The organism is Mitsuaria sp. RG (genome assembly GCF_028369275.1).
GTDB classification, from domain to species: domain Bacteria; phylum Pseudomonadota; class Gammaproteobacteria; order Pseudomonadales; family Pseudomonadaceae; genus Aquipseudomonas; species Aquipseudomonas peradeniyensis.
The window spans coordinates 1-24,045 of record NZ_JAQMYQ010000069.1; the positions used below are offsets into that span (position 1 = coordinate 1).

Annotated in this window: 22 protein-coding genes; 12 read left to right on the top strand and 10 right to left on the bottom strand. The window is 64.0% G+C overall.

The features are described 5' to 3' along the window. Nucleotides 1-378: 378 nt before the first annotated feature. The 9 genes from POF53_RS24535 to POF53_RS24575 all read left to right on the top strand — a co-directional run bounded on the left by POF53_RS24535 (nt 379) and on the right by POF53_RS24575 (nt 11,752). Nucleotides 379-2,022: an acetolactate synthase large subunit gene (locus POF53_RS24535; protein ID WP_023629316.1), complete on the top strand. Its 1,644-nt coding sequence runs from the start codon at nt 379-381 to the stop codon at nt 2,020-2,022. A 190-nt stretch (nt 2,023-2,212) separates the two neighbouring features. Next, on the top strand, nt 2,213-4,159 hold the full coding sequence (locus POF53_RS24540; protein WP_498969837.1) for a flavin monoamine oxidase family protein: 1,947 nt from the start codon (nt 2,213-2,215) through the stop codon (nt 4,157-4,159). 135 nt (nt 4,160-4,294) lie between these two features. Beyond that, nucleotides 4,295-5,191, top strand: a complete 897-nt coding sequence (locus POF53_RS24545; RefSeq protein WP_498969839.1) for a nitrilase family protein — start codon at nt 4,295-4,297, stop codon at nt 5,189-5,191. 9 nt (nt 5,192-5,200) lie between these two features. Further along, on the top strand, nt 5,201-6,352 hold the full coding sequence (locus POF53_RS24550; RefSeq protein ID WP_498969841.1) for a hypothetical protein: 1,152 nt from the start codon (nt 5,201-5,203) through the stop codon (nt 6,350-6,352). Continuing rightward, nucleotides 6,349-7,326 (top strand): asparaginase, encoded by a 978-nt coding sequence (locus POF53_RS24555; RefSeq protein WP_498969843.1) that lies wholly within the window; start codon nt 6,349-6,351, stop codon nt 7,324-7,326. The genes POF53_RS24550 and POF53_RS24555 overlap by 4 nt, the downstream gene beginning before the upstream one ends. An 84-nt stretch (nt 7,327-7,410) precedes the next feature. After that, nucleotides 7,411-7,965, top strand: coding sequence for a UPF0149 family protein (locus POF53_RS24560; protein ID WP_498969845.1), 555 nt, complete (start codon nt 7,411-7,413; stop codon nt 7,963-7,965). A 177-nt stretch (nt 7,966-8,142) separates the two neighbouring features. Further along, the gene (locus tag POF53_RS24565; protein WP_254465331.1) at nt 8,143-8,772 is read left to right on the top strand and encodes a glutathione S-transferase family protein; all 630 of its coding nucleotides are present in this window, start codon (nt 8,143-8,145) and stop codon (nt 8,770-8,772) included. Between the two features lie 18 nt (nt 8,773-8,790). Next, on the top strand, nt 8,791-10,806 hold the full coding sequence (locus tag POF53_RS24570; RefSeq protein ID WP_498969847.1) for a pyridoxamine 5'-phosphate oxidase family protein: 2,016 nt from the start codon (nt 8,791-8,793) through the stop codon (nt 10,804-10,806). Nucleotide 10,807: 1 nt separating this feature from the next. Beyond that, the gene (locus POF53_RS24575; RefSeq protein WP_498969849.1) at nt 10,808-11,752 is read left to right on the top strand and encodes a LysR family transcriptional regulator; all 945 of its coding nucleotides are present in this window, start codon (nt 10,808-10,810) and stop codon (nt 11,750-11,752) included. Nucleotides 11,753-11,874: 122 nt separating this feature from the next. Here the strand turns inward: POF53_RS24575 and POF53_RS24580 are convergent, their stop codons facing one another. The 3 genes from POF53_RS24580 to POF53_RS24590 form a co-directional block, all read right to left on the bottom strand. Then, complete coding sequence (locus POF53_RS24580) at nt 11,875-13,293, bottom strand: aminotransferase-like domain-containing protein (RefSeq protein WP_498969851.1); 1,419 nt, start codon at nt 13,291-13,293, stop codon at nt 11,875-11,877. Nucleotides 13,294-13,310: 17 nt separating this feature from the next. Further along, on the bottom strand, nt 13,311-14,741 hold the full coding sequence (locus POF53_RS24585; protein ID WP_498969853.1) for an L-lactate permease: 1,431 nt from the start codon (nt 14,739-14,741) through the stop codon (nt 13,311-13,313). Between the two features lie 108 nt (nt 14,742-14,849). Then, nucleotides 14,850-15,413, bottom strand: a complete 564-nt coding sequence (locus tag POF53_RS24590) for a TetR/AcrR family transcriptional regulator (RefSeq protein ID WP_203647713.1) — start codon at nt 15,411-15,413, stop codon at nt 14,850-14,852. Nucleotides 15,414-15,561: 148 nt separating this feature from the next. Between POF53_RS24590 and POF53_RS24595 the strand changes: the two genes are divergently transcribed. Both POF53_RS24595 and POF53_RS24600 read left to right on the top strand, forming a co-directional pair. After that, nucleotides 15,562-16,350, top strand: a complete 789-nt coding sequence (locus POF53_RS24595) for an SDR family NAD(P)-dependent oxidoreductase (RefSeq protein WP_498969855.1) — start codon at nt 15,562-15,564, stop codon at nt 16,348-16,350. Between the two features lie 16 nt (nt 16,351-16,366). After that, nucleotides 16,367-17,368: an NADP-dependent oxidoreductase gene (locus POF53_RS24600; protein WP_498969857.1), complete on the top strand. Its 1,002-nt coding sequence runs from the start codon at nt 16,367-16,369 to the stop codon at nt 17,366-17,368. A 33-nt stretch (nt 17,369-17,401) separates the two neighbouring features. On the opposite strand, the gene POF53_RS24605 is transcribed toward POF53_RS24600, so the two are convergent. The 4 genes from POF53_RS24605 to pdxR all read right to left on the bottom strand — a co-directional run bounded on the left by POF53_RS24605 (nt 17,402) and on the right by pdxR (nt 20,796). After that, the gene (locus POF53_RS24605) at nt 17,402-18,154 is read right to left on the bottom strand and encodes a type II toxin-antitoxin system HipA family toxin (protein ID WP_498969859.1); all 753 of its coding nucleotides are present in this window, start codon (nt 18,152-18,154) and stop codon (nt 17,402-17,404) included. Continuing rightward, on the bottom strand, nt 18,078-18,677 hold the full coding sequence (locus tag POF53_RS24610) for a HipA N-terminal domain-containing protein (protein ID WP_498969861.1): 600 nt from the start codon (nt 18,675-18,677) through the stop codon (nt 18,078-18,080). Before POF53_RS24610 ends, POF53_RS24605 begins: the two co-directional genes overlap by 77 nt. Continuing rightward, nucleotides 18,674-19,051 carry a helix-turn-helix domain-containing protein gene (locus POF53_RS24615; RefSeq protein WP_186599698.1) on the bottom strand — a complete coding sequence of 126 codons (378 nt, stop codon included), beginning with the start codon at nt 19,049-19,051 and terminating at the stop codon, nt 18,674-18,676. Before POF53_RS24615 ends, POF53_RS24610 begins: the two co-directional genes overlap by 4 nt. 245 nt (nt 19,052-19,296) lie before the next feature. Continuing rightward, the gene (pdxR, locus tag POF53_RS24620) at nt 19,297-20,796 is read right to left on the bottom strand and encodes a MocR-like pyridoxine biosynthesis transcription factor PdxR (protein WP_498969863.1); all 1,500 of its coding nucleotides are present in this window, start codon (nt 20,794-20,796) and stop codon (nt 19,297-19,299) included. Between the two features lie 345 nt (nt 20,797-21,141). Between pdxR and POF53_RS24625 the strand changes: the two genes are divergently transcribed. Then, nucleotides 21,142-21,612 carry a GNAT family N-acetyltransferase gene (locus POF53_RS24625; protein ID WP_498969865.1) on the top strand — a complete coding sequence of 157 codons (471 nt, stop codon included), beginning with the start codon at nt 21,142-21,144 and terminating at the stop codon, nt 21,610-21,612. Nucleotides 21,613-21,721: 109 nt separating this feature from the next. On the opposite strand, the gene POF53_RS24630 is transcribed toward POF53_RS24625, so the two are convergent. The 3 genes from POF53_RS24630 to POF53_RS24640 form a co-directional block, all read right to left on the bottom strand. Next, nucleotides 21,722-22,024, bottom strand: a complete 303-nt coding sequence (locus POF53_RS24630) for a helix-turn-helix domain-containing protein (protein WP_498969867.1) — start codon at nt 22,022-22,024, stop codon at nt 21,722-21,724. A gap of 201 nt (nt 22,025-22,225) precedes the next feature. Next, nucleotides 22,226-23,266 (bottom strand): nucleotidyl transferase AbiEii/AbiGii toxin family protein, encoded by a 1,041-nt coding sequence (locus tag POF53_RS24635; RefSeq protein WP_498969869.1) that lies wholly within the window; start codon nt 23,264-23,266, stop codon nt 22,226-22,228. Continuing rightward, nucleotides 23,223-23,858: a DUF6088 family protein gene (locus POF53_RS24640; RefSeq protein WP_234563091.1), complete on the bottom strand. Its 636-nt coding sequence runs from the start codon at nt 23,856-23,858 to the stop codon at nt 23,223-23,225. Before POF53_RS24640 ends, POF53_RS24635 begins: the two co-directional genes overlap by 44 nt. Between the last annotated feature and the right edge of the window lie 187 nt (nt 23,859-24,045).

A 24,045-nucleotide genomic window follows, 5' to 3' on the forward strand; every position in this document is an offset into this window, starting at 1 on the left:
TGCGTCCCGAAAAGCAACGCACCTCTGCTGTGGAATACACAACGTGGGAGCGGGCTTGCCCCGCGATCAGGCCGGATCAGGCGGTGATGTTGCCTGGGCTGGCCTGATCGCGGGGCAAGCCCGCTCCCACGGTATTCTGTTCCTACAGCGGATCCGTTTGCTGACGATCATGCAAATATCCTTTGCTCGTCGGCTACCTCACATCGCCTCGTCACAGGTGCGACAATATTGCCGTCACAATTACGTGACTTCCCCGTACCTACCCTGCGTCAAGGCTTAGGTTCGGGGCAATCCTGGCACCCGGACCGAGCGATGCCAGCGTACCGTGCTGCGCATTTCTGGACTTTCACCGTCCTATTACTTGAGGTTAGAAGCAAGATGGCCAAGGCCGCCGATGTCGTTGTGCAATGCCTGGAAAACGAAGGTGTCGAGTATGTGTTCGGCATTCCCGGTGAGGAAAACCTCGACCTGCTCGAGTCCCTGCGCAAGTCGAAGATCAAGCTGGTACTGACCCGCCACGAGCAATCCGCGGGCTTCATGGCCGCCACCTACGGCCGCCTGACCGGCAAGACCGGCGTCAGCCTGTCGACCCTCGGCCCTGGCGCGACCAACCTGGTGACCGCCAGCGCCTACGCCTACCTGGGCGGCATGCCGATGATGATGATCACCGGCCAGAAGCCGATCAAGAAGTCCAAGCAAGGCCGTTTCCAGATCATCGACGTGTGCGGCATGATGGACCCCATCACCAAGTACACCCACCAGTTCGCCTCGGCCGACAACATCCCTGCTCGCATGCGTGAGGCCTTCCGCCTGGCCGAAGAAGAGAAGCCGGGCGCCGTGCACCTGGAGCTGCCGGAAGACATCGCCGCCGAGCAGACCGATGCGCTGCCGATCCCGCGCAGCCTGCACCGTCGCCCGCTGGCCGAGCACGTGGCCATCGAAGCCGCCGTGCAGAAACTGCAGAACGCCCGCAATCCGATCCTGGTGATTGGCGCCGGCGCCAACCGCAAGATGACCGCCAAGGTCCTCAAGCAACTGATCGACAAGACCGGCATCCCGTTCATCACCACCCAGATGGGTAAAGGTGTGGTCGACGAGCGCCACCCGCGCTTCCTGGGCAACGCCGCGCTGTCGTCCGGTGACTTCGTGCACCGCGCCGTCGAAGCCGCCGACCTGATCGTCAACATCGGTCACGACGTGATCGAGAAGCCGCCGTTCTTCATGGTCCGTGGCGGTACCGAAGTGATCCACGTCAGCTTCCGTTCGGCCGAGGTAGACGCCGTGTACTTCCCGCAGGTGGAAGTGATCGGCGATATCGCCAACGCCGTGTGGCAGATCAGCGAAGCGCTGACCGACACCAGCCACTGGGACTTCACCCGCCTGATGGCCATCCGTGAAGCGAACGAAGCGCAGATCGCCGAAGGCGCCGATGACAACCGCTTCCCGGTCTACCCGCAGCGCATGGTCGCCGACATCCGTCGCGCCCTGCCGTCCGAAGGCATCGTCGCCCTGGACAACGGCATCTACAAGATCTGGTTCGCCCGCAACTACAAGGCCCACAAGCCCAACACCGTGCTGCTGGACAACGCCCTGGCGACCATGGGCGCCGGCCTGCCATCGGCCATGGCCTCGCACCTGGTGTACCCGGATCGCCCGGTCATCTCGGTATGCGGCGACGGCGGCTTCATGATGAACAGCCAGGAGCTGGAAACCGCGGTACGTCTGGGCATGCACATCACCGTGGTGATCCTGCGTGACGACGGCTACGGCATGATCCGCTGGAAGCAGGCCAACATGGGCTTCACCGATTTCGGCCTGGACTACGGCAACCCGGACTTCGTCAAATACGCCGAAGCCTACGGTGCCAATGGCCACCGCGTGGAAAGCGCCGAAGGCTTCCTGCCGCTGCTCGAGCACTGCATCAAGACCCCTGGCGTGCACGTGATCGACTGCCCGGTGGACTACAGCGAGAACGACCGCATCCTCAACAGCGAGCTGCGTGAGCGCGCGCTGGCGGTCTAAACGCTGACGACCCATCGCGGGACAAGCCCGCTCCTACAGGTATTATGCGGTCCCTGTAGGAGCGGGCTTGTCCCGCGACAGCGTAAGTACAGGCAACAACGTACGCTGCACCACAATACACATCTACCCATCCCCTCCTCCCTGCTCCCGGCATGCTCAGGTTCCTCACCTACCCTGAGAACCCGAGACCATGACCATCGGATCAACGCACAACCATCCCGCCGACCTGGCCGTCGAGCCTCACACTCCAGTGCTGCCATGGGCCGCACGCTTCCCGAATCCGCCTGACCTGTGTTTCGACTACCGACGTCTTGTCGAACAACAGGGCGGCATTGCCCAGGCTGCTCGTCCTGCACATCGCATCTGCATTGTCGGTGCTGGCGTCACCGGCCTCACCGTCGCACGAGAACTGCTGCGCTGTGGTTTCACCCATATCACCCTGATCGAGCAGGCCCGGCGAATCGGGGGGCGTCATCTCACCGTGTCATCCTCTGCTGACAAGCCACCAGCACACACCGCCCCCTTCGAGATGGGCGCCATGCGCATGCCGTTCTTCAACCGAACCGGCGAGCCGCCCAAGGCAGGCCGTTCATTGATGGCGTATTACGCAGATCTGTTCGACCTGCGGCTTTCCGACTTCCCCAACCCTGGCACGCCCTGGGTCAATGCGACAGGTATCTATCTGCGTGAAGGCCAACTTGAAGGGAAGGGTGATCCGAAGCTGCTGATCTGGAAAAACCCCGAAGGTCACACCCCGCCACCTACTGCGGTACTACAAAGGATTCATGGCAAGTGGCGGCGCTTTGCCGAGCGTTTCGCCGAACAGGCGGCCGCCATCTACGGCACAGAAGGCTGGCTGGCGATGTGGTCGGCAATCGTCGAGCGATATCACAGGCTGTCGTTCCGTGACCTGGTACTGCTGCCGATCCGGGAGGCTTGGGACCCTGGCAATCCAGGCGATTTCGGCGGCCTTGGCATGGACCGTGACGAGTCGGCGATCTTCTATGCAATCGGCATCGGTGATGGCAGCTGGGGCGCCTTCTACGACGTGTGTTGCCTCTATCCGCTGCGTACTGCCATTTTCGGGTTCAGCAGCCACCTGCAGCTTGTGCATGGGCGTGTAGATGAAAGGGGGCAAGTGCTTGCAGCGCCGTATCAGGATGTCGAGACTGTGCCCGACAGCAAAGGCCTGCATTTCCAGGCTCCTGCCTACCTGGGGATCGCTGCGTTGGATGAGGCCCTGCTGTTCATGGACATCGCTGGCTTGGGCGAATCCTTGTATAGCCAGTGCGTGGCGCGTAAGGATGGCCTGCTGACGGACAGCTCGGTTCATGGACTGCACAAATTGGCCGATGGCCGCATCCGCGTCGATTACCGTTGGCGGCACAGCGATGAAGCCAAGGCTCAGCCGATGAGTGAGGTATTCGACAGTGTGGTGCTTACCACGCCGTCCTGGTTGATCGAAACTGGGATGCGCTTGGAGGGGTTCTCCCGGAACATGCTGCCACCGGCCATTGTCGAGGCCTGGAAGCACGCCCATTGGGAAACCAGCTGCAAGGTTTATGCACCGCTGCGTAAAAGCTTTCTCGACCAGCATCCCCATCTGCCGCAGATCCTGGTCACCGACAGCTTCGTGCACGATGTATACGCCTACCGTTACAACGATCAGCACACCCGCGATTGCATCCTGCTCAGCTACACCTGGGAGGACGATGCCACCAAGCTGGCGGCCTATTCAGACACCGAGTTGGTGGAAAAATGCGTAGCGGAACTCGATCGAATTCTGTTGCGTTGTACCAACATCAGCGAGCCCATCTCGCCGCATATCGATCTTGGAAACACCCGCATACAAAGATGGATGACAGACAGGAGTGCACTTGGCTGTGCGAAATTGTACCGGGCGGGCACCTATTACGACGCGGTAAGCCTGATGAAGTACAACCGCGACCTGAGTGCCCATTCAGGGCTCTACCTCGCCGGGGAGTCTTTCTCTGTCGATGCCGGTTGGACCGAGCCGTGTCTGCGTACTGCCATCGACACCGTGATCAACCTCTGCAACAACACCGGCGCACGTTTCAAGGGGGGCTTCAGCCTGGAGCACTATCCGCATTATCAGGTACCTCGACAGGCGCTTTGAAACAACTTTGTAGGAGTGCTCCTCCAGGTATTTTCGCAATCTCCCTCAGTTCCAGAGGATTCCGCTGACTGTCGTCCCTTATGCCATGCCCGTTCTACTGGCGGCCTTCCACAACAACCAGAACAGGAAGCCGCCATGCAGGAACACACCACTCCCGTCAGCCCCGTACGCATTGCCGTCATCCAGTACGATCCGCAGGTCGGCCTGGACCATTGCGATGGCAACCTGAGCCGTGGCTTGGCCCTGGCCCGCCGCGCCGCGCGTGAAGGGGCCAACCTGATCGTGCTGCCGGAGCTGGCCAACACCGGCTACACCTTCAACTCCCGCGCCGAGGCCTATGGTCACGCCGAGTCGCTGGAGGATGGGCGATGCCTGCAGGCCTGGGCGGAGTTCGCCCGTGAGCAGCAGGTGTATCTGGCCGCAGGCTTCGCCGAGCGTGACGGCCTCAAGCTCTTCGACAGCGCCGTGCTGTTTGGCCCGCAGGGGCGGCTCGGGCATTACCGCAAGGCGCACCTGTGGAACCAGGAAAAGCTCTGGTTCACGCCAGGGGACCTGGGCTTCCCGGTATTCGAAACGCCCATCGGCCGCATCGGCCTGCTGATCTGCTGGGACATCTGGTTCCCGGAGGTGCCACGGCTCATGGCGGCGCAGGGCGCCGACATCATCTGCAGCCTGAACAACTGGGTCTGGACACCGCCGCCGCTGTTCGACGAGGCCGGACGCTGCATGGCCTCGTACCTGACAATGACCGCGGCCCACGTCAACAATGTCTACATCGCCGCCGCCAATCGCATCGGTCGCGAACGGGGCGGGCGCTTCCTCGGTTGTTCGCTGATTGCCGGCACCAATGGCTGGCCTATCGGCGAGGTGGCCAATGCCGAGGAGGAGTGCATCCTCTATGCCGATGTCGACCTCAGTGCCGCCCGCTCGGCGCCGATCTGGAACAGCCTCAACGACCTGCCGCGTGACCGGCGCACCGACCTCTACGACGCCACCCTGGGGTATCGGCTGCATGCGCCGATGCCACGTTGAGGAGGCGTCATGGAACAGCGCCTTTCCTTACCGCGACGACGGTCGTCGTCGCTGATTCTCCTGGGCCTCGCGCTGCTTTGCGTTGCCAGCCTGATGTTGGGTGGATGGCCCGATTATGCGCAGCTCGTCGCAACCCTCGACCAGCCGTTGAGCAGGCTGCGCTGGATTGTCGGCGATATCAGCGAGGTCGCCTTCTACAAGCACGAGTTGCCGGCACTGGGGCTGCTGCTGGGGGCGAGCCTCGCGCATTGGGCCCAGCAGCGCGGGTATCGCTGGCAAGGCTTTGCCATCTGCTACGGCACCGGACTGTGGCCCTGGCTGATCATCAGCTCGCTGCTCGGTCTGCTGCTCAGCCATGCGTTGTGGGGCTGGACCCTGGACGGTGGTGCCTGGCAGCCGACCTTCGTCGCCTTTGTCTCGTTACCGGCGGCCATGGTCCTGCTGTTTGGCGGCGGTTGGCGCGTCACGATCAATGGCGCGCTGCTCGGTGCCGTGCTGGTGACGCCGGCCAGCCTGCTGCTGGTCAACTACCTGTGCTACCCGCTGCAGTTGCCGGTGGTGATCGGCAATGTCAGTGGCATGGCCCTGGCCAGTGTACTGGCGTTCCTGCTGTGCAAGCGCTTCCCGACGTTGGTTCGCGATGGGCAGCGTCCTGAGGTCGTAGCGACGGCCAGCAAGCCGGACTATGGCGTGGTCTGGACCCTGCGTCGGGTACTGGCCGATTTCAGCGAAGCGCCGTTCTTCGGTAATGAACTGGCCAGCCTCGGCTTGCTGCTGGGCGTACTGCTGGCTTATGTATTGGCCCCGGCGGCACCGGCCTATGGCTCGCAACTGGTGCTGCAGATGGTGGCCGGGCAGGCATTGGCATCGCTGGTTGGTGTGCTGTTCTGGCGGCGGCAATGGCAAGAACGGGGCTGGTATCCGACCTATATTCCTATCGTTTCGATCGTACCAGCCGCCGTGCTGACACTGGGCGGCAGCTGGCAGGTGATCGTCGCCAGCGCCGTGCTCGGCGCGCTGATCGCGCCACCGCTTGCCGTGGCCATCAGCCAGCGCTTGCCGGGATACATGCACGGCTATATCGGCAATGTCCTGTCCATGGCCATCAGCACCCTGGGCATCGTGCCCCTGGTCGGCCTGCTTGCGGGAGGTAACCCATGACAGCACCACGTGTTTCGATCGCCAGCCTGGGCGGCACGGTCAGCATGCAATCCGAGGGGCCGGGGCAGGGTGTGACACCCCGGCTCGATTGCGCCGCGCTGTTGGCGTCCCTGCCGCAACTGCAGGCACTGGCACAGATCAGTACCGCCACGTTATGCCTGGTGCCGAGCGCCTCGCTGGCGTTCAGCGACATGCTGAACGCGCTGGCCTGGGCAAGCGCGCAAGTGCAAGCGGGGGCCCAGGCCGTGGTCCTCACCCAAGGCACCGATACGCTGGAGGAGACCGCGTATTTCCTCGACCTGCTCTGGCCCCATGACATCCCGCTGATCATGACCGGCGCCATGCGTTCGGCCAGCCAACCGGGCGCGGATGGTCCGGCGAACCTGCTGGCGGCAGTGCAGGTGGCGATAGCCGATGGTAGCCGGGGGCGTGGCGTGCTGGTGGTGATCAACGACCAGATCCACCAAGCCGCACGGGTACGCAAGACTGCCAGCCTGGCAATGGCGGCCTTCGAGTCGCCCGGTGCAGGGGCGATAGGGGAGGTCGTGGAGGGTCGCCCAATTTATCGCCAGGCTGCCACGCCAAGGCGGGTGTTGCCCCTGCCGGTGCAGGTGGATCACCAGGTCGTCCTGCTGGAGGCTTGTCTCGATGCTGATACGAGGCTGCTGCAAGCCATCGGTAGTTTGGGCTATTCAGGGCTGGTGATTGCCGGCTTTGGCGCAGGCCATGTTTCCGAAGCCTGGGCCGAGGCGTTGGGGAGCATCGCCGGCAACATGCCGGTGATCATCGCCTCCCGCACCGGCAATGGCCCGACAGCCCAGGGGACCTACGGATTTATCGGCGGTGAGATCGACCTGCAGGCCCGGGGCCTGCACATGGCCGGCTGGCTCTGCCCGCGCAAGTGCCGACTCTTGCTGTGGCTGCTGATCGGCACCGGGCGGCAGGCCGACCTGGCGCACTGGCTGCAGCAATAGTCCGATGCCCGTTCCCTTGATGGGAGCGGGCAGGCGTTGCCTGTGCTAGGGTGCACGCAAATTTCCGCCCCAGGACACCCGCCCATGCTCCCCGCGCTCAGCGAAAAAGAACTCCACCGCCTCGAAGACCTGCTGATCACCTACGGCAACGACTATTCGGTGCTCAACCTCGCCGAGCTCAACGGTTTCTTCACCGCTCTGGCCAGCTCCCCTAGCAAGGTCAATCCCGAGCAATGGCTACCCTCCGTCGCCGGCGGCAAGGTGCCGAAGTTCAAGAAGCCCGCCCATGAAGAGGCCTACACCGCGTTGATGCTGCGTTACGCCAGCCAGGTGGCGCAAGAGCTGGCCGACGACATTGAGCACTTCGAACCGCTGTTCGAGGAGAGCGAAGGCGAGGAAGGCCCGGCGATCATTCTCGAGGAATGGTGCTTCGGCTACATGCGCGGGACCCAGGTGGCCGAGTGGAGCGAGCTGCCGCCGGAGCAGGATCGTCTGCTCAAGGCCATTTCCCTGCATGGGCTGGAAGACAACTTCGAGCTGCTCGATTCGATGAGTTTCGATGAGCTCCAGGCCTGTGTGCCGCTGGTGGTCGAGGCGGCGCGGGGGTTGTATCAGTACCAGAAGCAGCACCGTCATTGAGATCGTAAGTGCGGGCTCGCGGGAGCGGCGATGCGGCGACCCGACTTGCCCCGCGAGTGTGATTATTCCACCTGCCGAAATACTGGATTGCTCCCAGCACTGATTCTGCTGCCAGCCGATCCAGTGCAGCATGTCCTCCAGCAGCGCCACTCCCGGCGCTGATCCGGAGCCCTGCACATGCCAAGCCCGATCAAGCTGTACAACTTCCCCAAGTCCGGCCACGCCCATCGCATCGAGCTGATGTTGTCGCTGCTCGGACTGCCCACCGAACTGGTCTTCGTCGACCTGGCCAAGGGCGAGCACAAGCAACCCGAGTTCCTCGCCATCAACCCCTTCGGCCAGGTGCCGGTGATCGATGACAATGGCATCGTCATCGCCGATTCCAACGCCATCCTGGTCTATCTGGCAAAGGCCTATGGCGGTGAGCGCTGGTTGCCTGCGGATCCGGTCGGTGCCGCCCGTGTGCAGCGCTGGTTGTCGGTGGCGGCGGGTCCCCTGGCCTTCGGCCCGGCGGCGGCACGCCTGGTGACGGTGTTCGGTGCCTCGTTCAACACCGACGAAGTCATCGGCCGCGCCCACACCCTGCTCAAGGTGATCGACGCTGAACTGGCCAAGGGCCCGTTCCTGGTCGGTAGCCAGGCGACCATCGCCGATATCGCCAACTACTCGTACATCGCCCACGCGCCAGAAGGCAACGTGTCGCTGGAGCCATACCCCAACGTGCGCGCCTGGCTGGCCCGTGTCGAGGCGCTGCCGGGCTTCGTGCCGATGCCACGTACGGTCATCGGTTTGCAGACCACGCTCTGACTCCCGAGGGATGCCGCCATGCAATCGCCCTGGCATGCAGGTGAAAAACAGCTGCAGGAGCACGTCGGTGTTGCAGAGCGCATGGAGGCGTTCGGGCAGAAGGTCATTCGTGACTACATGCCCGACCAGCATCGCACGTTCTACCAGCAGCTGCCGTTCATGGTGGCCGGTACCGTGGACGCCGCAGGCAAACCCTGGGCGACGCTGCTCGAAGGCCCGGAAGGCTTCGTCAGCTCGCCCGATCCACGGCAACTGTTGATCGGCGCCGATCTCGCCAGCGACGATCCGGCCACGCCTGGCCTGGTGGCGGGTGGCGCCATCGGCCTGCTGGGGATCGAGCTGCACACGCGGCGGCGCAATCGCCTCAATGGCCTGATCCGCCGAGCCAGCGCCGGCCAGTTGGAGGTGGTGGTCGAGCAATCCTTCGGCAACTGCCCGCAGTACATCCAGCTGCGCGAGTACACCCGCGTCGACGAGCCGCCGCAGGAGCGCCGGGATTCAGCGGCGCTCGATGCCGCAACCCGCGCGATGATCGAAAGCGCCGACACCTTCTTTGTCGCCAGCTATGTCGATCAGGACGCTGGCCAGCGCTCGGTGGACGTCTCCCATCGCGGAGGCCGGCCTGGTTTCGTCAGGGTCGAGGGCAATCGCCTGACCATTCCCGACTACGCCGGCAACCTGCATTTCAATACCCTCGGCAATCTGCTGGTCAACCCGGTCGCCGGCCTGCTGTTCGTCGACTTCACCACGGGCGATGTGCTGCAGGTTTCCGGGCGTACCGAGGTGATTCTCGACAGCCCGCTGATCAGCGCCTTCGAAGGCGCCGAGCGGATCTGGACCCTGGACATCGAGCAGGTGGTGCTGCGCCGGGCTGCCGTGTCGCTGCGCTGGGCCTTCCAGGAATACGCACCCACCAGCCTGATGACCGGCACCTGGCGCGAAGCCGAGCAGCGCCTGCAACAGCGCGAACGGCAGCGCCAATGGCTGACCTGGCGGGTACTGCACATCGAGCAGGAGAGTCGCGATATCCGCTCGTTCCATCTGCAACCCGAGGATGGCGCCGCGGTGGCCTTCGCCCCTGGACAGCATATTCCCGTGCGTTTGCGCATCGATGGGGAGACGCCGCTGATCCGTACCTACAGCCTGTCCAGCGCGCCGTCCGATGGCTTCCTGCGCATCAGCGTCAAGGCGCAGGGGCCGGCGTCACGCTATCTGCACCAACAGGTGAAGGTCGGCGATCGTCTGGAGGTGCGCCAGCCCACGGGCAGCTTCACCCTGGATCAGCAGAGCGACCGGCCCCTTGTGCTGATCGGCGCGGGCGTCGGCATCACCCCGTTGATCGCCATGCTCCGCGAGCAATTGGCCAGGGGGCAGGGGCGGCGAATCCATCTGTTCCATGGCGGGCGCACACTGGCCGACATGCCGTTCCAGCAGGAGCTTGCCGCGCTCCAGCAACAGGCCAATGGCTTGCTGAGCATCCATCGTGCCCTGAGCCAGCCCGAACCTTCGGCCGTGCCAGGGCATGACTACCAATTCGCCAGCCGCCTGGGCATCGAGCAGGTCAAGGCCACGCTGGCATTGGATGACTACGACTTCTACCTCTGCGGCCCGGCCAGCTTCACCCAGGACCTGTACGAAGGCCTGCGCGGCGTGCATGTGCCCGACGCCCGCATCCATGCCGAAGCCTTCGGCCCCTCGACCCTGCGCCGCCACACCGACGACAACCAGCCGACGCTGCAACAGCCCCCTCCCGCCAGCGAGCCGGTGCCGGTGTACTTCGCCAGCTCCGCCAAGGAAGCGCGTTGGGCGCCGGACAGCGGCACGCTGCTGGAACTGGCGGAAAGCCGTGGCCTGTCGCCGGACTTCAGTTGCCGAGGGGGCTCTTGCGGTACCTGCAGGACCAAACTGGTCAGCGGCCAGGTCCACTACCCGAACCCGCCCGCCGAATTGCCCGAGCCCGGCAGCGTGTTGATCTGCTGCGCTATCCCCGCCCAGGCCGAGGGCGGCGTGCAGCCCCTGGTACTGGAGCTCTAGCGTGACCACGGCGATAATCGCCCCACGACAACGCGTGGGGCGCGGCATGGACCAGATCCACCTGATGAAAGTGTTCGTGGCCGTGGGCGAGCTGGAAAGCTTCGCCGCCGCCGCCCGTCGCCTGGCCATCTCGCCGGCGGCGGTGACCCGCGCCGTCAGCGCCCTGGAGGAACAACTCGGGGTCAAGCTGTTGCTGCGCACCACCCGTAGTGTGCGCCTGACCGAGGCCGGCGGGCGCTACCTGGAAGATACTCGGCATATCCTCGCCAGCATCGTCGAGGCCAACGAAGCCGCCGCCGGCATCAACGCCGCGCCCAAGGGCGACCTGGCGGTGACCGCACCGATCCTGTTCGGCAAGAAGTTCGTCATGCCGTGCATCGTCCGTTACCTGCAGCAGTACCCCGAGGTGGATGTGTCGGCGTACTTTCTCGACCGCGTGGTGAACCTGGTGGAGGAGGGCATGGACGTGGCGGTGCGCATCGGCCAGTTGCCCGATTCGGGCCTCAAGGCGTTGCGCGTGGGCAGGATGCGCCGGTTGTTGTGCGCCTCGCCCGAGTACCTCGAACGCCACGGCACGCCGCGCCATCCCTCTGAATTGCAGAAGCACGAAGTCATCGCCGCCGGAACCCTGTCACCGCGCACGGACTGGCGCTTCGGCGCCATCGACGACCCGACGCTGATCCGCATGAAACCGCGCCTCACCGTGACCAGCAACGACGCCGCCATCGCCGCGGCCAGTGCCGGGCTGGGGATTGCACGGTTGCTGTCGTACCAGGTGGCGGATGAAGTGGCGGCCGGGCGCTTGCAGGTAATCCTGGCCGAGTATGAAGAGGCGCCCTGGCCGATCCATATCCTGCATCGGGAGAGCAAATATGGCTCGACCAAGGTGCGGACCTTTATCGATATGTTGGCCGAGCATTTGCGCAGCCAGGTGCATTTGGCCTGATCCAGATAGCTGGGGCTGCTGCGCAGCCCTTTCGCGGCACAAGGCCGCTCCTACACGGGAGCGTGCATCTCTCTGTAGGAGCGGCCTAGTGCCGCGAAAGGGGCGCAAAGCGCCCCCAGCAATCAAGCGCCTGAAAGCGCCGCACACTCCGCCAGCACCCTCAACCCGCCCATCACCTGCGGCGTAATCACCCGCCCCAGGCATACCCGCAACCCAGTGCCACACTCCCCATCGGCAAAGAACATCCCGCTGGCGCCGACATTGCAGCCACGCTCCGCCGCAAGCCGTTGCAGCGCCAGCATGTCCGTCCCTTCCGGCAATTCGACCCAATGGATAAACCCGCCCTGCGGCGCCACATACCGTGTCCCCGCCGGAAACACCGACTGCACCAGCGTCGCCATCACCTCGGTCTGCGCTACCAGCCGCCCGCGCAGCTTCGCGCAGTGCTCGTCCATGTACCCCCGCCCGATAAACTCATCCAGCACCCGCTGCGCCAGGCTCGACACCGCCAGGTTACGCGAAAACATCTGGGCCAGGATCGCATCCCGGTACCGTCCGGCCACGCACCAGCCCACCCGGTACCCCGGCGCCACGGTCTTGGAGAACGACGAGCAATAGATCGTCTGCCCGGTCTCGTCGTAGTGCTTGATCGCCTTGGGTCGCTGCGTCTCGTCCACCAGGTCGAAGAAGATATCGTCCTCGATGATCGGCACATCCGTCGCCTGCGCCAGCTGTGAGAGCCGTGCCCGCGCCGCGTCGGGCATGATGAAGCCCCGTGGGTTCTGTAGCGTCGGGTTGAGGAACACCACATCGACCTTCCCGCGCTTGAGGGCCCATTCCAGGTGCTCGAGGTCCATGCCGCTGTCGGCGTGGGTGCGGATGGGCAGGGCGCGCATCCCCAGGCGTTCGATGGTCTGCAGGATGCCGTAGTAGGTGGGCGTTTCGATGGCCACAGTGGCCCCCGGCCGGGCGACGGCTTCGAGGGCCAGTTCCAGGGCCACGGTGTCGCCCGAGGTCACCAGGATATCGTCCGGCCCGCAGGCCACGCCGCGTTGCAGCATCAGCCCGGCGATGCGTCGGCGCAGCGAGGCCAGGCCGGGTGGGGCGATCAGCCCGGCCAGCGCCAGATCGGCCTTGCTCGCCAGGGAGGCCAGGCATCTGCTCAGCAGAACCTGGGGCGCCAGTTCGTCATGCAGCACCGCCGAGCTCAGCGAAAGCGCGGTGTTGCTGGCCGCCTGGGCAAGCATGGCGACCACCGCGTGGTCGACGTTGACGGTGACGCTTGCCAGGTCGAACCCCTGCACCTGGGCCGCGCCCTTGGCGACGAAATAGCCCACCCGTGGCGTGGCCTGCACATAGGCATTGGCCTCCAGCTCCGCCAGTGCCCGTTGCACGGTGGCGATGCTACTGTCGAACAGCCGCGCCAGTTCACGCACCGAAGGCAATTGCATGCCGCTGGGCCATTCGCCGCTGTCGATCTGGCGCAGCAGCCAGGCGTTGACGGTGTGCCAGCGTTTGTCGGGCTTGGGGTTCCGGTCCATGGGGGCCTTGTGTCGTCTCAGGCGGGGGCTCCGGAAAGGTAGAGCAAAACCACGCCGGTTGCAGCCACGATGACGATGTTCAGCAGCACCAGGGCAAAGCCGAAGCGGATCAGCCCGTGCTCTTCCTCACGGTTGGCCCCGGCCAGCCCGATGATCAGCGACAGGATCGACAGCGAGCCCAGCGCGCCATGCCCGGCGGCGCTGTTGACCATCGCCGCCAGCCACGGGCCGTGGACCGTGGACAGCGCGGCGATGGAGGGCATCACCAGCGTGTTGCCGCCGACATTGGAGCCGGTGACATAGCCGGCCAACCCCGCCAGCAGCGACACCGTCGACGCCAGCGACACACCGGACAGCGCCTGCAACGCCCGTTGCGCCTCGACCAGGAAGCCGGCCTTGACCATCACCTGCGACAGCAGCAGGAACAGGAATATTGTCGCCACCGGGAACCGCGCCCGCGTGACCAGCGCCTGCCACGGAAAGCCCGTGCCCTGGCGCCCGACCATCATCAGCACCACCAGCAGCAAGGCCAGCCCCGGCGAAGCCAGTGGCTTCCACGACACGTTGGTGCCATGCACCACCCATAGCCCGTCCCACCCCGACAGCAGGAACAGCCCCCGCGAGATGATGATCACCGTCAGCAGGGCCAGGTACGGCCATGCCGCCTGCGGCCAGCGCACCAGCGCCCCGCGCCGCGCCCAGGACATCCCCAGACCCACGCCGGCCACCGCCAGCCCGGCCAGCACGCCCGATGCCTCCGGCCCGATCCAGTGGTTGACCGCATACAGCACCGTGCTGAACAGCAGCGAGACCAGCGCCAACCCCAGCCATGCCTGCAGGCTGCGAATCCCCGCCAGCACCAGCGCCACGGCGGCCAGGCCGAGGAACACCGGCGCGCTGACCAGCGCCGAATGGCTGCCCAGTTCCTGCGCCGGCACATGGGCCAGCAGCGCGCCGATCACCGTGGCCAGCCCCAGCGTGCCCCAGGGCATCACCACCATGCCGGCCAGCGCCATCTTCATGCCGACCTGACGCGAGAACAGCCCCATCAGCAGCGGCACCGTGGCGATCAGCGATACGCCGAACCCGGTCATCGCCTCCAGCAGCGGCGCCAGGCCCAGCACGATGAAGATCACCTGCATCGGCGGCGTCCAGCCCAGCTCCCGCACCCAGACGCCGATTGCCTGCGGGGCGTTGGCGCGTTCGACCAGGATGACGAAGGCCAGCCCAGGAACGATCACGCAGGCGGTGCTGAGGAACAGGATAAGCGTGTCTTGCAGGATGGCGCCGGACACCGCCGCCGACAGCGGCTGCGCGGCGCCCAGGCCCCACAGCAGCAGGACACCGGCCACGCCGGCCAGCGCGGCCTGCACGGGTGGGCGGCGCAGCAGCAGGATCAGGGCGATCACCAAGCCAATGGGGGACATTTGCAGCAGCAGGGCAGCCATGATGCGGGTTCCTTCAGCCATCCAGGGGGTGAGGTGGAGGGTGAAGGGCGGGCGCCTGCTGAAACAGATACAGCGCCTGGGCGATTTTCAATACAGCTCGGGGCGGGGTTACTGCGGTGTCAGCAACCGGTCCCGGCAGGCCTGGAGAATGTCGTCCGCGAGCGGCGAATCGTCCGGGCAGGCGCGGGAGAGCGTGATGGCGCCCACCAGGGTGGCGATCACGCCCAGGCGCCGGGCGCGTTCGGCCTGCTCGTCGGCGGTATCCGTCGGCTCGCTGGCGGCCTGGAGCGTTGCCAGCAAGCGCTCGAGCCCGTCGGCAAACACCGCCTTCACGGCGTCGGGCTGGCGCGCGGCATCGCTGGCCAGCGCCGCCAGGGTGCAACCTGAGGCCGGGTTGTCGCGGTGCTCCCTGGAGAGGTACTGGCGCAGGTAGTCCGCCACACCGCCACTGTCGGTGCCGGAGGCGTTCTGCGACAGCCCGCAGGCCGCCGCCTCGGCCATGAGGTCGGCCTTCGAGCCGAAATGCTTGTAGAAGCCGCCATGGGTGAAACCGGCGACCGCCATCAACTCGGCGACGCCGACCCCGTCATAGCCCCGCTGGCGGAACAACGAGGACGCCGTCTCGACGATATGGGCGCGGTTGGCCTGGGCTTGTGCCTTGGTGACTTTCATGGCGGATGACTCCTGCGCCGTGGGGATGAGGTTCATCATACATTGATGTCAGTCATCATCAAAATGTTGACATAGTTAGATGATGGCCGTAATCATAAATGCCAGGCCCACCCCGATCGGGTGTCGCCACCCACCTTGAGGATTTGCCATGAGTGCCTTGCCTACCGTTCTCGTCACCGGTGCCTCCAGCGGTATCGGCGCCACCTATGCCGAACGCTTCGCCCAGCGTGGTCACGACCTGGTGCTGGTCGCCCGCGACCAGGCGCGCCTGGAGACCCTGGCTGCCCGCCTGCGTGAGCACTTCGCTGTCGCCGTCGAGGTGCTGGTCGCCGACCTCACCCAGGCCGATGCCCTTGCTCGGGTCGAAGCGCGGTTGCGTGAAGACTCGCGTATAGGCGTGATGATCAACAACGCCGGGCAAGGCCAGTCAGGGGGCTTTCTGGGGCAGGATGGCGCAAGCCTCGAGCGCCTGATCGGCCTGAACGTCACCGCCGTCACCCGCTTGGCTGCCGCCATTGCGCCGCGCCTGGCCGAGCAGGGCACTGGCGCGATCGTCAACATCGGCTCGGTGGTGGGTCTGGCGCCGGAACTGGGCATGACCGTGTATGGCGCCACCAAGGCGTTCGTGCAGTTCCTGTCCCAGGGGCTGGCGCTGGAGCTGGGGCAGAGGGGGGTCTATGTGCAGGCCGTGCTGCCGGCCGCGACCCGCACCGAGATCTGGTCGCGTTCCGGATTGGATATCAACACGTTGCCAGAAGTGATGGAGGTGGAAGACTTGGTCGATGCTGCGCTGGTGGGTTACGACCGCCGCGAAGCGATCACCATTCCGCCCTTGCAGCACGCCGACCGCTGGGCTGCGCTGGATGGCGCACGGCAGATGCTGATGGGGGATTTGCGCCAATCCCAGGTGGCCGAGCGCTATCGCAGTGCGCAGTGAGTCACGGGAGATCTCAATGAAAGCTTTCATCATCGATCGTTATGGCAAGGATGTCGTCGGGCGTATCGCCGAAATGCCCGTGCCCACCCTGGGGGATGACGACGTGCTGGTGCGGGTCCACGCCGCCGGGGTGAACGCCCTGGACGTGAAGCTGCGTAACGGCGAGTTCAAACGGGTGCTGCCGTACCGCTTGCCGCTGATCCTGGGCAACGACCTGGCCGGTACCGTGCTGCGCGTGGGCGCCCGTGTTACCCGCTTCAAGCCCGGCGACGAGGTCTATGCACGGCCTGGGCAGGCACGCATCGGCAGTTTTGCCGAACAGATTGCCGTCACCCAGCAGGCGTTGGCGCGCAAGCCCGCCAACTTGAGCATGGAGCAGGCCGCCGCGCTGCCCTTGGTGGCCTTGACCGCTTGGCAGGTATTGGTGGAAACCGCCCAGCTCAAGCCGGGGCAGAAGGTGCTGATTCATGCGGGCTCCGGTGGCGTGGGCAGCATCGCGATCCAGTTGGCCAAGCACTTGGGGGCGTTCGTCGCCACCACGACAAGCACGGGCAATGTCGAATGGGTGAAGGCCTTGGGCGCGGATGTGGTCATCGATTACAAGCGCCAGGATTTCACCCGGGAATTGCGCGACTACGATGTGGTGCTCAGCGGGTTGGAGGCAGGCACCTTGGAGCGCTCGGTGCAGATTCTCAAACCGGGTGGCCAGCTGATTTCCATTTCCGGGCCGCCCACGCCTGAGTTCGCGGCCGAGCAAGGGATGGCTTGGCCATTACGGCAGGTACTTCGCCTGCTCAGCCGCCGCATCCGCAAGCGTTGTGAGGCCTCGGGCGTGCGCTATCGGTTCGTGTTCATGCGCGCCGATGGTCGACAGTTGGAGGCCATCACCCAGCTGGTGGAGGAGGGGATCCTGACGCCGATACTCGACCAAGTGTTCGCCTTCGAGGCTACCGAACAGGCGTTGGCGGCGGTGGCAGGTGGGCGGAGCAAGGGCAAGGTGGTGGTGCGGGTGGCTTGAGCTGCGCGTCCAGCCCTCGGGAGGGGCGTTTATTCAAAGCCCCTCGCCAAGATACAGGCGGTGTACTTCACCGATTCGCTTACTGGCTGAGGTTGGCACCCCAGCGTCCTGGGCAAACTGCGGCCATTGTGCGACGGCTTCGCAGACTTCCTTGATGATCCGCCGTGCGTCCATGCCACGCACTTGGCTGGCAACGCTTAACAGATCGTCGAGGGTGAAGTCGTCGCGTTTGCCGTTCACGGTCATCTGGTGGGTATCGACCCAGAAGCTGCCAGGCAGGTAGGAATAGGACACGTCATACGCCGGCGTCAGGTACCAGGTGCCGTCGGTGTCCATCATGAAGGCCGTGTTCTTGGTGTGGTCGTCCTGGTTGCGTGCCACCAGGTTGAAGACCATGCGGCGGTAGAACTGTTCGGCGCCGTCGCGGGCAATCCGCAGTGCGCGCATCACCGCGAAGGCCTCGGCATAGGAGTATTGGCCAGGCTTGCGGAAGTCGGCGTGGTCGAGTGCGCACAAGGTCGCCACGTGGATCTTTTCACCTTCGGTCGTGCGGTCGAAGCGCCGGGTCATGAAGTGAGCGCGTCCACCTTCCTCCAGCAATCGGCACTCGGTCATGGTGATCCCGGCCGCCCTGGCCATCAGGTGGTAGGCGTACTCGATGCGCCCATAGCCTTGCGAATCAGCCAGTACGGTCGAGTCCTTGGCCACGTCAAACTTGAGCAGCCAGTACTCGAAACCCGGCGGCGCGGTGACCTGGCCCGAACGGATCTCGCCTTCGGCATTCATGGCGATCACCGCCTTGGCCCGGGCGCCGCCGGCGCTGGTACCGATCTGGATGAGGTGCTGCAGGGCGCTGTCGTCCAGCGATCGATTCGCGTTCGGACAACACCTCGCTGGCCAGGCGCACCAGGGCATCGATATGGATGCTCTCCCCCTTGTCCCGCTCGGTGGCCATCGCCGGACGATATTCCAGGGCGCCCATGCCGCGCTTGCCCTGGTACAGCAGGCGTTCGACCGGGGTAAACGTTGCCTTGTCACGCCCCTGTTGGGCCAGCCAGGCATCGATCAGTGCGTTGCCGAAATCATCGGGCAGGGAATCGGCGAGGATCGAGGGCAGGCCCTTGAAGGTTTCGCGGTCCAGCCCCTGGAACACGTAGGTGTAGTCCTGGCGCAAGGGCATGTGGACCGGCGAGATCTCAAGGCCGGTCCTGACGAACTCGGGGGTGTATTCGAACTCTCCGATCTGGGTCTGAATGTTCCAGTTGAGCGCGCCTACATACACATCCCAGAGATAGATCCGTGCAATCACCAGCTGTCATCCTTGTCGGGTTTCGGGCCACCAATGAGCGTGGGCTTGCCGATAGGCGTCCTGATTCCGTGTTCAGGCGCCGGCGGTGTAGCCCGTGTGACAGTCGCCCGCATCCGCTGCTTGCCCTGCATTTTTGCCAGTTGCACGGGGCTGGTCCTGACGTCCTCGATGAGGGAGGCGAGACGATCAAGCTCTCCCAGCACCCTCAGGACGGCAATCACGTTCACCAGGGTGCCTTTGCCTGCCGTGAGCTTGCGGTAGGTCTCCCGGGAAATCCCGGCTTCATGGGCGACGATGTCCTGGCCAATATTACGCTTCAGGCGGATAGCCTCAATGCGTTGGCCGATCTCGTTGGCGATAGCGTCGTCAGTCATTGATATGGCTTTCATAACGCCTGGGATCCTATGCTTAAAACGCCGTTATTGACCTGCATGCCTAGGATTCTAGGCTTTGTATGGTCCACTTGAAAGGAAAATCCGCTACTCGATAAAGACTAGTTTTCTAGGCGTTGATGGTGCATTTTGGTTTTTTTGCCAAGAATTCTAGGCGTTGTCTGGTCCTGGTTTTCGCGGTGGATTTCAGCGATTGGTTTACCACATTTCGTTTCGCGCAGAACGGGCTACCGCATCGAACGTCCCGAAGTGACCAGACCTGCCAACACCTTCTCCAGTTTCACCACCGCCTCCCTCATCTCAGCGGGTGTCAGTGCCGCAAACCCCATCAGCAAGCCGGCATCGTTCCTCGGCACCGCGTACAAGCTGCCCATCCCCAACAGATCGATCCCTACTCCGCGTGCCGCCCTGACCACGGCGTCTTCAGACAGGCCCTGCACGAAATGGCAGGGCATCTGCAGCCCGCCGGCGGGCACCTGCGGCACGAGAAACGCCCCCAGGTGCCTGCGCAGCAGATCCGCCAGTACATCCCGGCGCTCGGCGTAGAGCGCGCGCATGGCCCGCACATGGGCGTTGAAGTGGCCACCCTCCATGAACCGGGCCAGGGTCAGCTGGGCGATGGAGGCGTTATGTCCGTCCTGCAGCGTGCGAGCGGCGGTCATCGGCGTGACGAGCTGGGGCGGCAGCAGCAGGTAGCCGATGCGCAGGCCGGCGAACAGCGATTTGGTGAAGGTGCCGATGTACAGCGTGCGGTCGTGTGGGTCCAGGCCCTGCACACAGGCGGTGGGGCGGCCGGCGTAGTGGAACTCGCTGTCGTAGTCGTCCTCGATGATCCAGGCCTGTTGCTGGCGGGCCCATTCGATCGCCAGCAGGCGCCGGTCCAGCGCCAGGGTCGCGCCGGTCGGGTATTGGTGCGAAGGGGTGAGGAACACCGCCCGGGCATCCGGCGCCAGCCGGGCCATGGCGTCCACCTGCAGGCCATGCTCGTCCACCGGGACCGGCACGCATGCCAGGCCGGCGGCGGTGACAGCCTTGCGGGTGCCCTGGTACAGCGGGTCCTCGACCAGCACCTGGTCGCCTGCGTCCATGAGCACCTGGGCGCACAGGCCAAGGGCCTGCTGCGAGCTGGTGAGGATCAGGATGCGCTCGGCGGATGCCTGGGCCCCGCGCTCGAGGTTGAGGTAGTCGGCGATTGCCCTGCGCAACGGGGCCATGCCCTGCGGCTCGCTGTGTTCCAGCGCCCGCGTGCCGTATTCCTTGTACACCTGTCGTTCCAGCTTCTCCCAGATGGCCAGGGGGAAATGCCGGGTTTCGGCCACGCCCGGGGCGAAGGGGCGGGGCGACTGGAAGTTGTGGACGCCACCGCTGTGCAACACCGCTTCACCTCGGCGGCTCAACTGCACGGGGGCTTCGGTGTGTGCCGGACGCTGGCGCTTGCGCGACGGCAGGCACCGGGCCCGTTGCGACACGAAGCTGCCACTGCCCACGCGCCGCTCGATAAAGCCCTCGGCGTGCAACTGGCTGTAGGCCGACTCCACGGTATCCCGCGAGACGCCCAGGGACTGGGCCAGCGGGCGCGAGGCGGGCAACGCCTTGCCCACCGGCAGTGCGCCGTCGAGGATCAGCTGACGGATCGCCCGTTGAATACGCACATGCAAGGCCAGCGCGCCGTGTGCGGGGTCGTTGATCCAGGCTTTCACCGATTCCAGCTGCGCGTGTTTGAACATTGGCCTGATTCCCTGGCTGATGGACCTGATTAATGGCTGCCAATGCCGGGGCCGCTTCGCGCCCCTTTCGCGGCACAAGGCCGCTCCTACAAGGGACCGCGCCCCCCTGTAGGAGCGGCCTTGCGCCGCGAAAGGGCTGCAAAGCAGCCCCGGCAATCCCGAGCCTTACGCCCTTCCAGAACCCTAAAATGGTCTGGATATTCACGACTATTTGGCAGGTAAAAACCAACCATTTATCCGCTATAAAACCCCAGCCCGCAAGCAACCACCAAGGAAGGCAAGCGCTACGGGCAGGCCGGCCCCCTCACTCATCCACACTGCTTTGCCCAAAAAGGGGTTCCACCAATGACCACCACCCAACCACCCGTCTTCATTCGCGAAGTGAAGCAAACCGACCTGCAGCCCTGGCACGACTACTGGTCGCAATACCAGGCCTTCTACCAGGTAGACCTGGGCCCAGCCATCACCGAGTGCACCTGGGCCCGCTTCTTCGACCCGGCCGAACCCATGCACTGCGCCGTGGCCACCGACGGCGAACGGCTCTTCGGCTTCGTCCACTATGTGTTCCACCGCTCGACCTGGGGACGCAACGACTTCTGCTACCTGGAAGACCTGTACGTGTGCCCGAGCGCCCGGGGGCGGATGATCGGCAAGCAACTGATCGAGTACGTCCAGGACCAGGCCCGGCAGCAGCAGTGCGACCGGCTGTACTGGCATACCCAGGAGACCAACCGGACTGCGCAGCGGTTGTATGACTGGATTGCCGAGAAGCCGGGGGTGATCGAGTACCGGATGCCGCTGGATGTCGCTTACTAAGTCCATTATGAGCAGGTGAGGGCGTGGGAGCGGGCTTGCCCCGCGAAGGATGGCACCGGCTTCGCGGTGTAACCCCCTGCGGCGTGGCGCCGCTCGCACGCCTCATTCATCAGAAATTGTCCTCGGACACTTTCTTAAGACGCACTCGGTGCTCAGTGGCGAAGGAAGCGGGGGAGGACATCGGCACATCCTGGAACACCTCATCAAGCAAACCCAGATGCCACAGCGCGATCATGTAGCTGCGCATCTCAACAGTAGGTGTACCTGCCTCGATATTAGCGAGCGTGGTGATGGACAACCCGGATTGGGCGGCTAGATCTTTCTGGCGAATTTTTCGCTCAAGACGCCTGGTTCTGGCCAGAAGCCCTATTTTCATTAGCCTGTCGGCGCATGCCAACGGAAAAACATTCATTGTAAAGCCTGCCTTGGCAGTTCTTATGAGTGGTAAGAGTTACTACAGCAGCTCTTATCACTCATAAAATTCCGGAGCTTGTGAGGTTGGTACCTGCTTACTTTCAAGACTTGCGATGCATGGCACCGGCTGCGCCGGTGTTCGCGGGCAAGCCCGCTCCCACAGCTTTTTGCGCAACCTGCTTGTCCCGCGATGTGATGGCTAGCGCTGAGATTGCAGGGCGGTCCAACGCAGCGCTGTTCGATTGATGTCCTCCTGCAACACGCTCAAGTCATCCAGCACTTGCTCCAACTCAATGCAGACCCCATAGAACATGCCAGCAGCGCGCATCGCTTCGAAGTCAGTGCGTAACCGCTCCAGGTTGTCACCCGAGGGAATCAGCTTGAGCTCACCTTCCAGGCAGCGCTGGTACTGGGTGGTCTGGTTTCGGTAGAAAGTGTTCTTCAAATCGATCACATCACTCAGCAAGGCCATGTCAGTCTTGGCGGTTTTGCCACAGGCGTGACGCGCCAACATGGCCAGGTCGTACCAATGCCGGGAGTAGCGGTTGATTCCCTCCGGTAGCAGCCGGTTGCATGCGGCATGGATCAGCGTGGCTTTCTCCCAGAAGGTTCGTTCTGCGGCCAGCACCACGACCTCGGCTTGTGGAAAATCCACTGCCGGTATCATCGAGGCGATATCCGGGCGAATGGTGAATATCGAATTGGGGTCAATGATATTCCGCCCGCCGAACTCGATCAGCACGTGATCCCGAAGGTATTCACCGCCAACGCTGACACGAGAGGGGTATTGCACCTCCAACTGTTCACCGTCGCAGCTCAGGTTGATCGAACATTCATCAGCACAGGGCAAGGCACTCAGCTGACGCTGGAGATAGGGTCTGATCACGTTGTGGGTATGGCGCTTCACGTATTCCCGCAGACTGTCGCCAAAGCGGCTTCGGAAGCGCGTTCCTTGTTTGAGCAGTTCGGTTATGGGCCAGTCAGGGGCAAGGCTACGGTAATCGACGGTGATATCGACATCCTCGGAAAACCGATTTATCACCGAATAGGCCTTGGATAACGAAGTACCGCCCTTGAACGCCATGGGCAGGCGATCCGGCATGCTGAACAGTTGGCCAAGCAGAAAGGTCAGCCAGATATCCTTTTCCAGAATGGCGGCGGAGCGATTGGAGGCCGCGGCGGCGGCCTCGAGGATTTCACGTTGGGCTGTTGCGGGAAGATTCAGGTAGCAATCGTTCATGGAGCATCCCTTGCGTGTTACGGAGCACCTCTCGCATCCATGCAGGCATCCGACTGGACAGTAATCTGGAGATTTCCGCCGTGCTGAGCCGAGCCAGAATGGCTTCGGCTGTGGCCACGTTCAGCTTGCTCTTGCCGATGTAAAACAGCGCACACAATGCCAAGCCCACTTGGGTGCCGGCCCATTGCAGTTTGTCGGGTGAGACATGCCGCAGATGGACAACCGCGTCCCCGACCCGGATATCGCGGGTGGTGCCGCTGGTGTAGTAGGTGGGGCGTACCTGCATCTGTGTGCTGAGCCTGAACAGACGAACCGCCTCCGAGCCATGGACCTGGATGGTTTCACCCCTGGCCTTGGCGATGACCATCATCACCGTCGTGGGGCTGGGCCGTACCTTGCCCACATAGGGGCTTACTTTCGGTCGCATGTACACCCCACGCGCGACCCGCTCCAACGTACCCGCCTGGACGAGGCGGGACAGCGCCTTGTCCACCGACGCCCGCGACCCCGCCTCGATAAAGCGATCGATCGTGAACGGCGTGCCTTTGGGCAGGTATTTGATGTGGCTGGCAATTGATTCCGCTACGGACACGGAGACCTCCATCGTAGTCAGAAAAAATTTAATAGTTTCTGACATAGGAATGTACGCTAGATCTTAATTTTAGCTGTGTCCAAGCAGAAAACGTAAGTAGATGATGCGGATCGCAGAGAGCGCTATTTCCCAGGCCGCTATAGCCCCCTGTAGGAGCGGGGGGGGGGGGGGGGGGGGGGGGGGCCGG

Bases quoted from the DNA above. Each gene is read 5' to 3' on its own strand.
- POF53_RS24600 (WP_498969857.1), top strand. From the start codon at position 16,367: ATGAAAGCTTTCATCATCGATCGTTATGGCAAGGATGTCGTCGGGCGT.
- pdxR (WP_498969863.1), bottom strand. From the start codon at position 20,796: ATGTTCAAACACGCGCAGCTGGAATCGGTGAAAGCCTGGATCAACGAC.
- POF53_RS24635 (WP_498969869.1), bottom strand. From the start codon at position 23,266: ATGAACGATTGCTACCTGAATCTTCCCGCAACAGCCCAACGTGAAATC.
- POF53_RS24545 (WP_498969839.1), top strand. From the start codon at position 4,295: ATGCAGGAACACACCACTCCCGTCAGCCCCGTACGCATTGCCGTCATC.
- POF53_RS24560 (WP_498969845.1), top strand. From the start codon at position 7,411: ATGCTCCCCGCGCTCAGCGAAAAAGAACTCCACCGCCTCGAAGACCTG.
- POF53_RS24555 (WP_498969843.1), top strand. From the start codon at position 6,349: ATGACAGCACCACGTGTTTCGATCGCCAGCCTGGGCGGCACGGTCAGC.
- POF53_RS24570 (WP_498969847.1), top strand. From the start codon at position 8,791: ATGCAATCGCCCTGGCATGCAGGTGAAAAACAGCTGCAGGAGCACGTC.
- POF53_RS24550 (WP_498969841.1), top strand. From the start codon at position 5,201: ATGGAACAGCGCCTTTCCTTACCGCGACGACGGTCGTCGTCGCTGATT.
- POF53_RS24625 (WP_498969865.1), top strand. From the start codon at position 21,142: ATGACCACCACCCAACCACCCGTCTTCATTCGCGAAGTGAAGCAAACC.
- POF53_RS24565 (WP_254465331.1), top strand. From the start codon at position 8,143: ATGCCAAGCCCGATCAAGCTGTACAACTTCCCCAAGTCCGGCCACGCC.
- POF53_RS24585 (WP_498969853.1), bottom strand. From the start codon at position 14,741: ATGGCTGCCCTGCTGCTGCAAATGTCCCCCATTGGCTTGGTGATCGCC.
- POF53_RS24630 (WP_498969867.1), bottom strand. From the start codon at position 22,024: ATGAATGTTTTTCCGTTGGCATGCGCCGACAGGCTAATGAAAATAGGG.
- POF53_RS24590 (WP_203647713.1), bottom strand. From the start codon at position 15,413: ATGAAAGTCACCAAGGCACAAGCCCAGGCCAACCGCGCCCATATCGTC.
- POF53_RS24595 (WP_498969855.1), top strand. From the start codon at position 15,562: ATGAGTGCCTTGCCTACCGTTCTCGTCACCGGTGCCTCCAGCGGTATC.
- POF53_RS24615 (WP_186599698.1), bottom strand. From the start codon at position 19,051: ATGACTGACGACGCTATCGCCAACGAGATCGGCCAACGCATTGAGGCT.
- POF53_RS24605 (WP_498969859.1), bottom strand. From the start codon at position 18,154: ATGAATGCCGAAGGCGAGATCCGTTCGGGCCAGGTCACCGCGCCGCCG.
- POF53_RS24580 (WP_498969851.1), bottom strand. From the start codon at position 13,293: ATGGACCGGAACCCCAAGCCCGACAAACGCTGGCACACCGTCAACGCC.
- POF53_RS24540 (WP_498969837.1), top strand. From the start codon at position 2,213: ATGACCATCGGATCAACGCACAACCATCCCGCCGACCTGGCCGTCGAG.
- POF53_RS24535 (WP_023629316.1), top strand. From the start codon at position 379: ATGGCCAAGGCCGCCGATGTCGTTGTGCAATGCCTGGAAAACGAAGGT.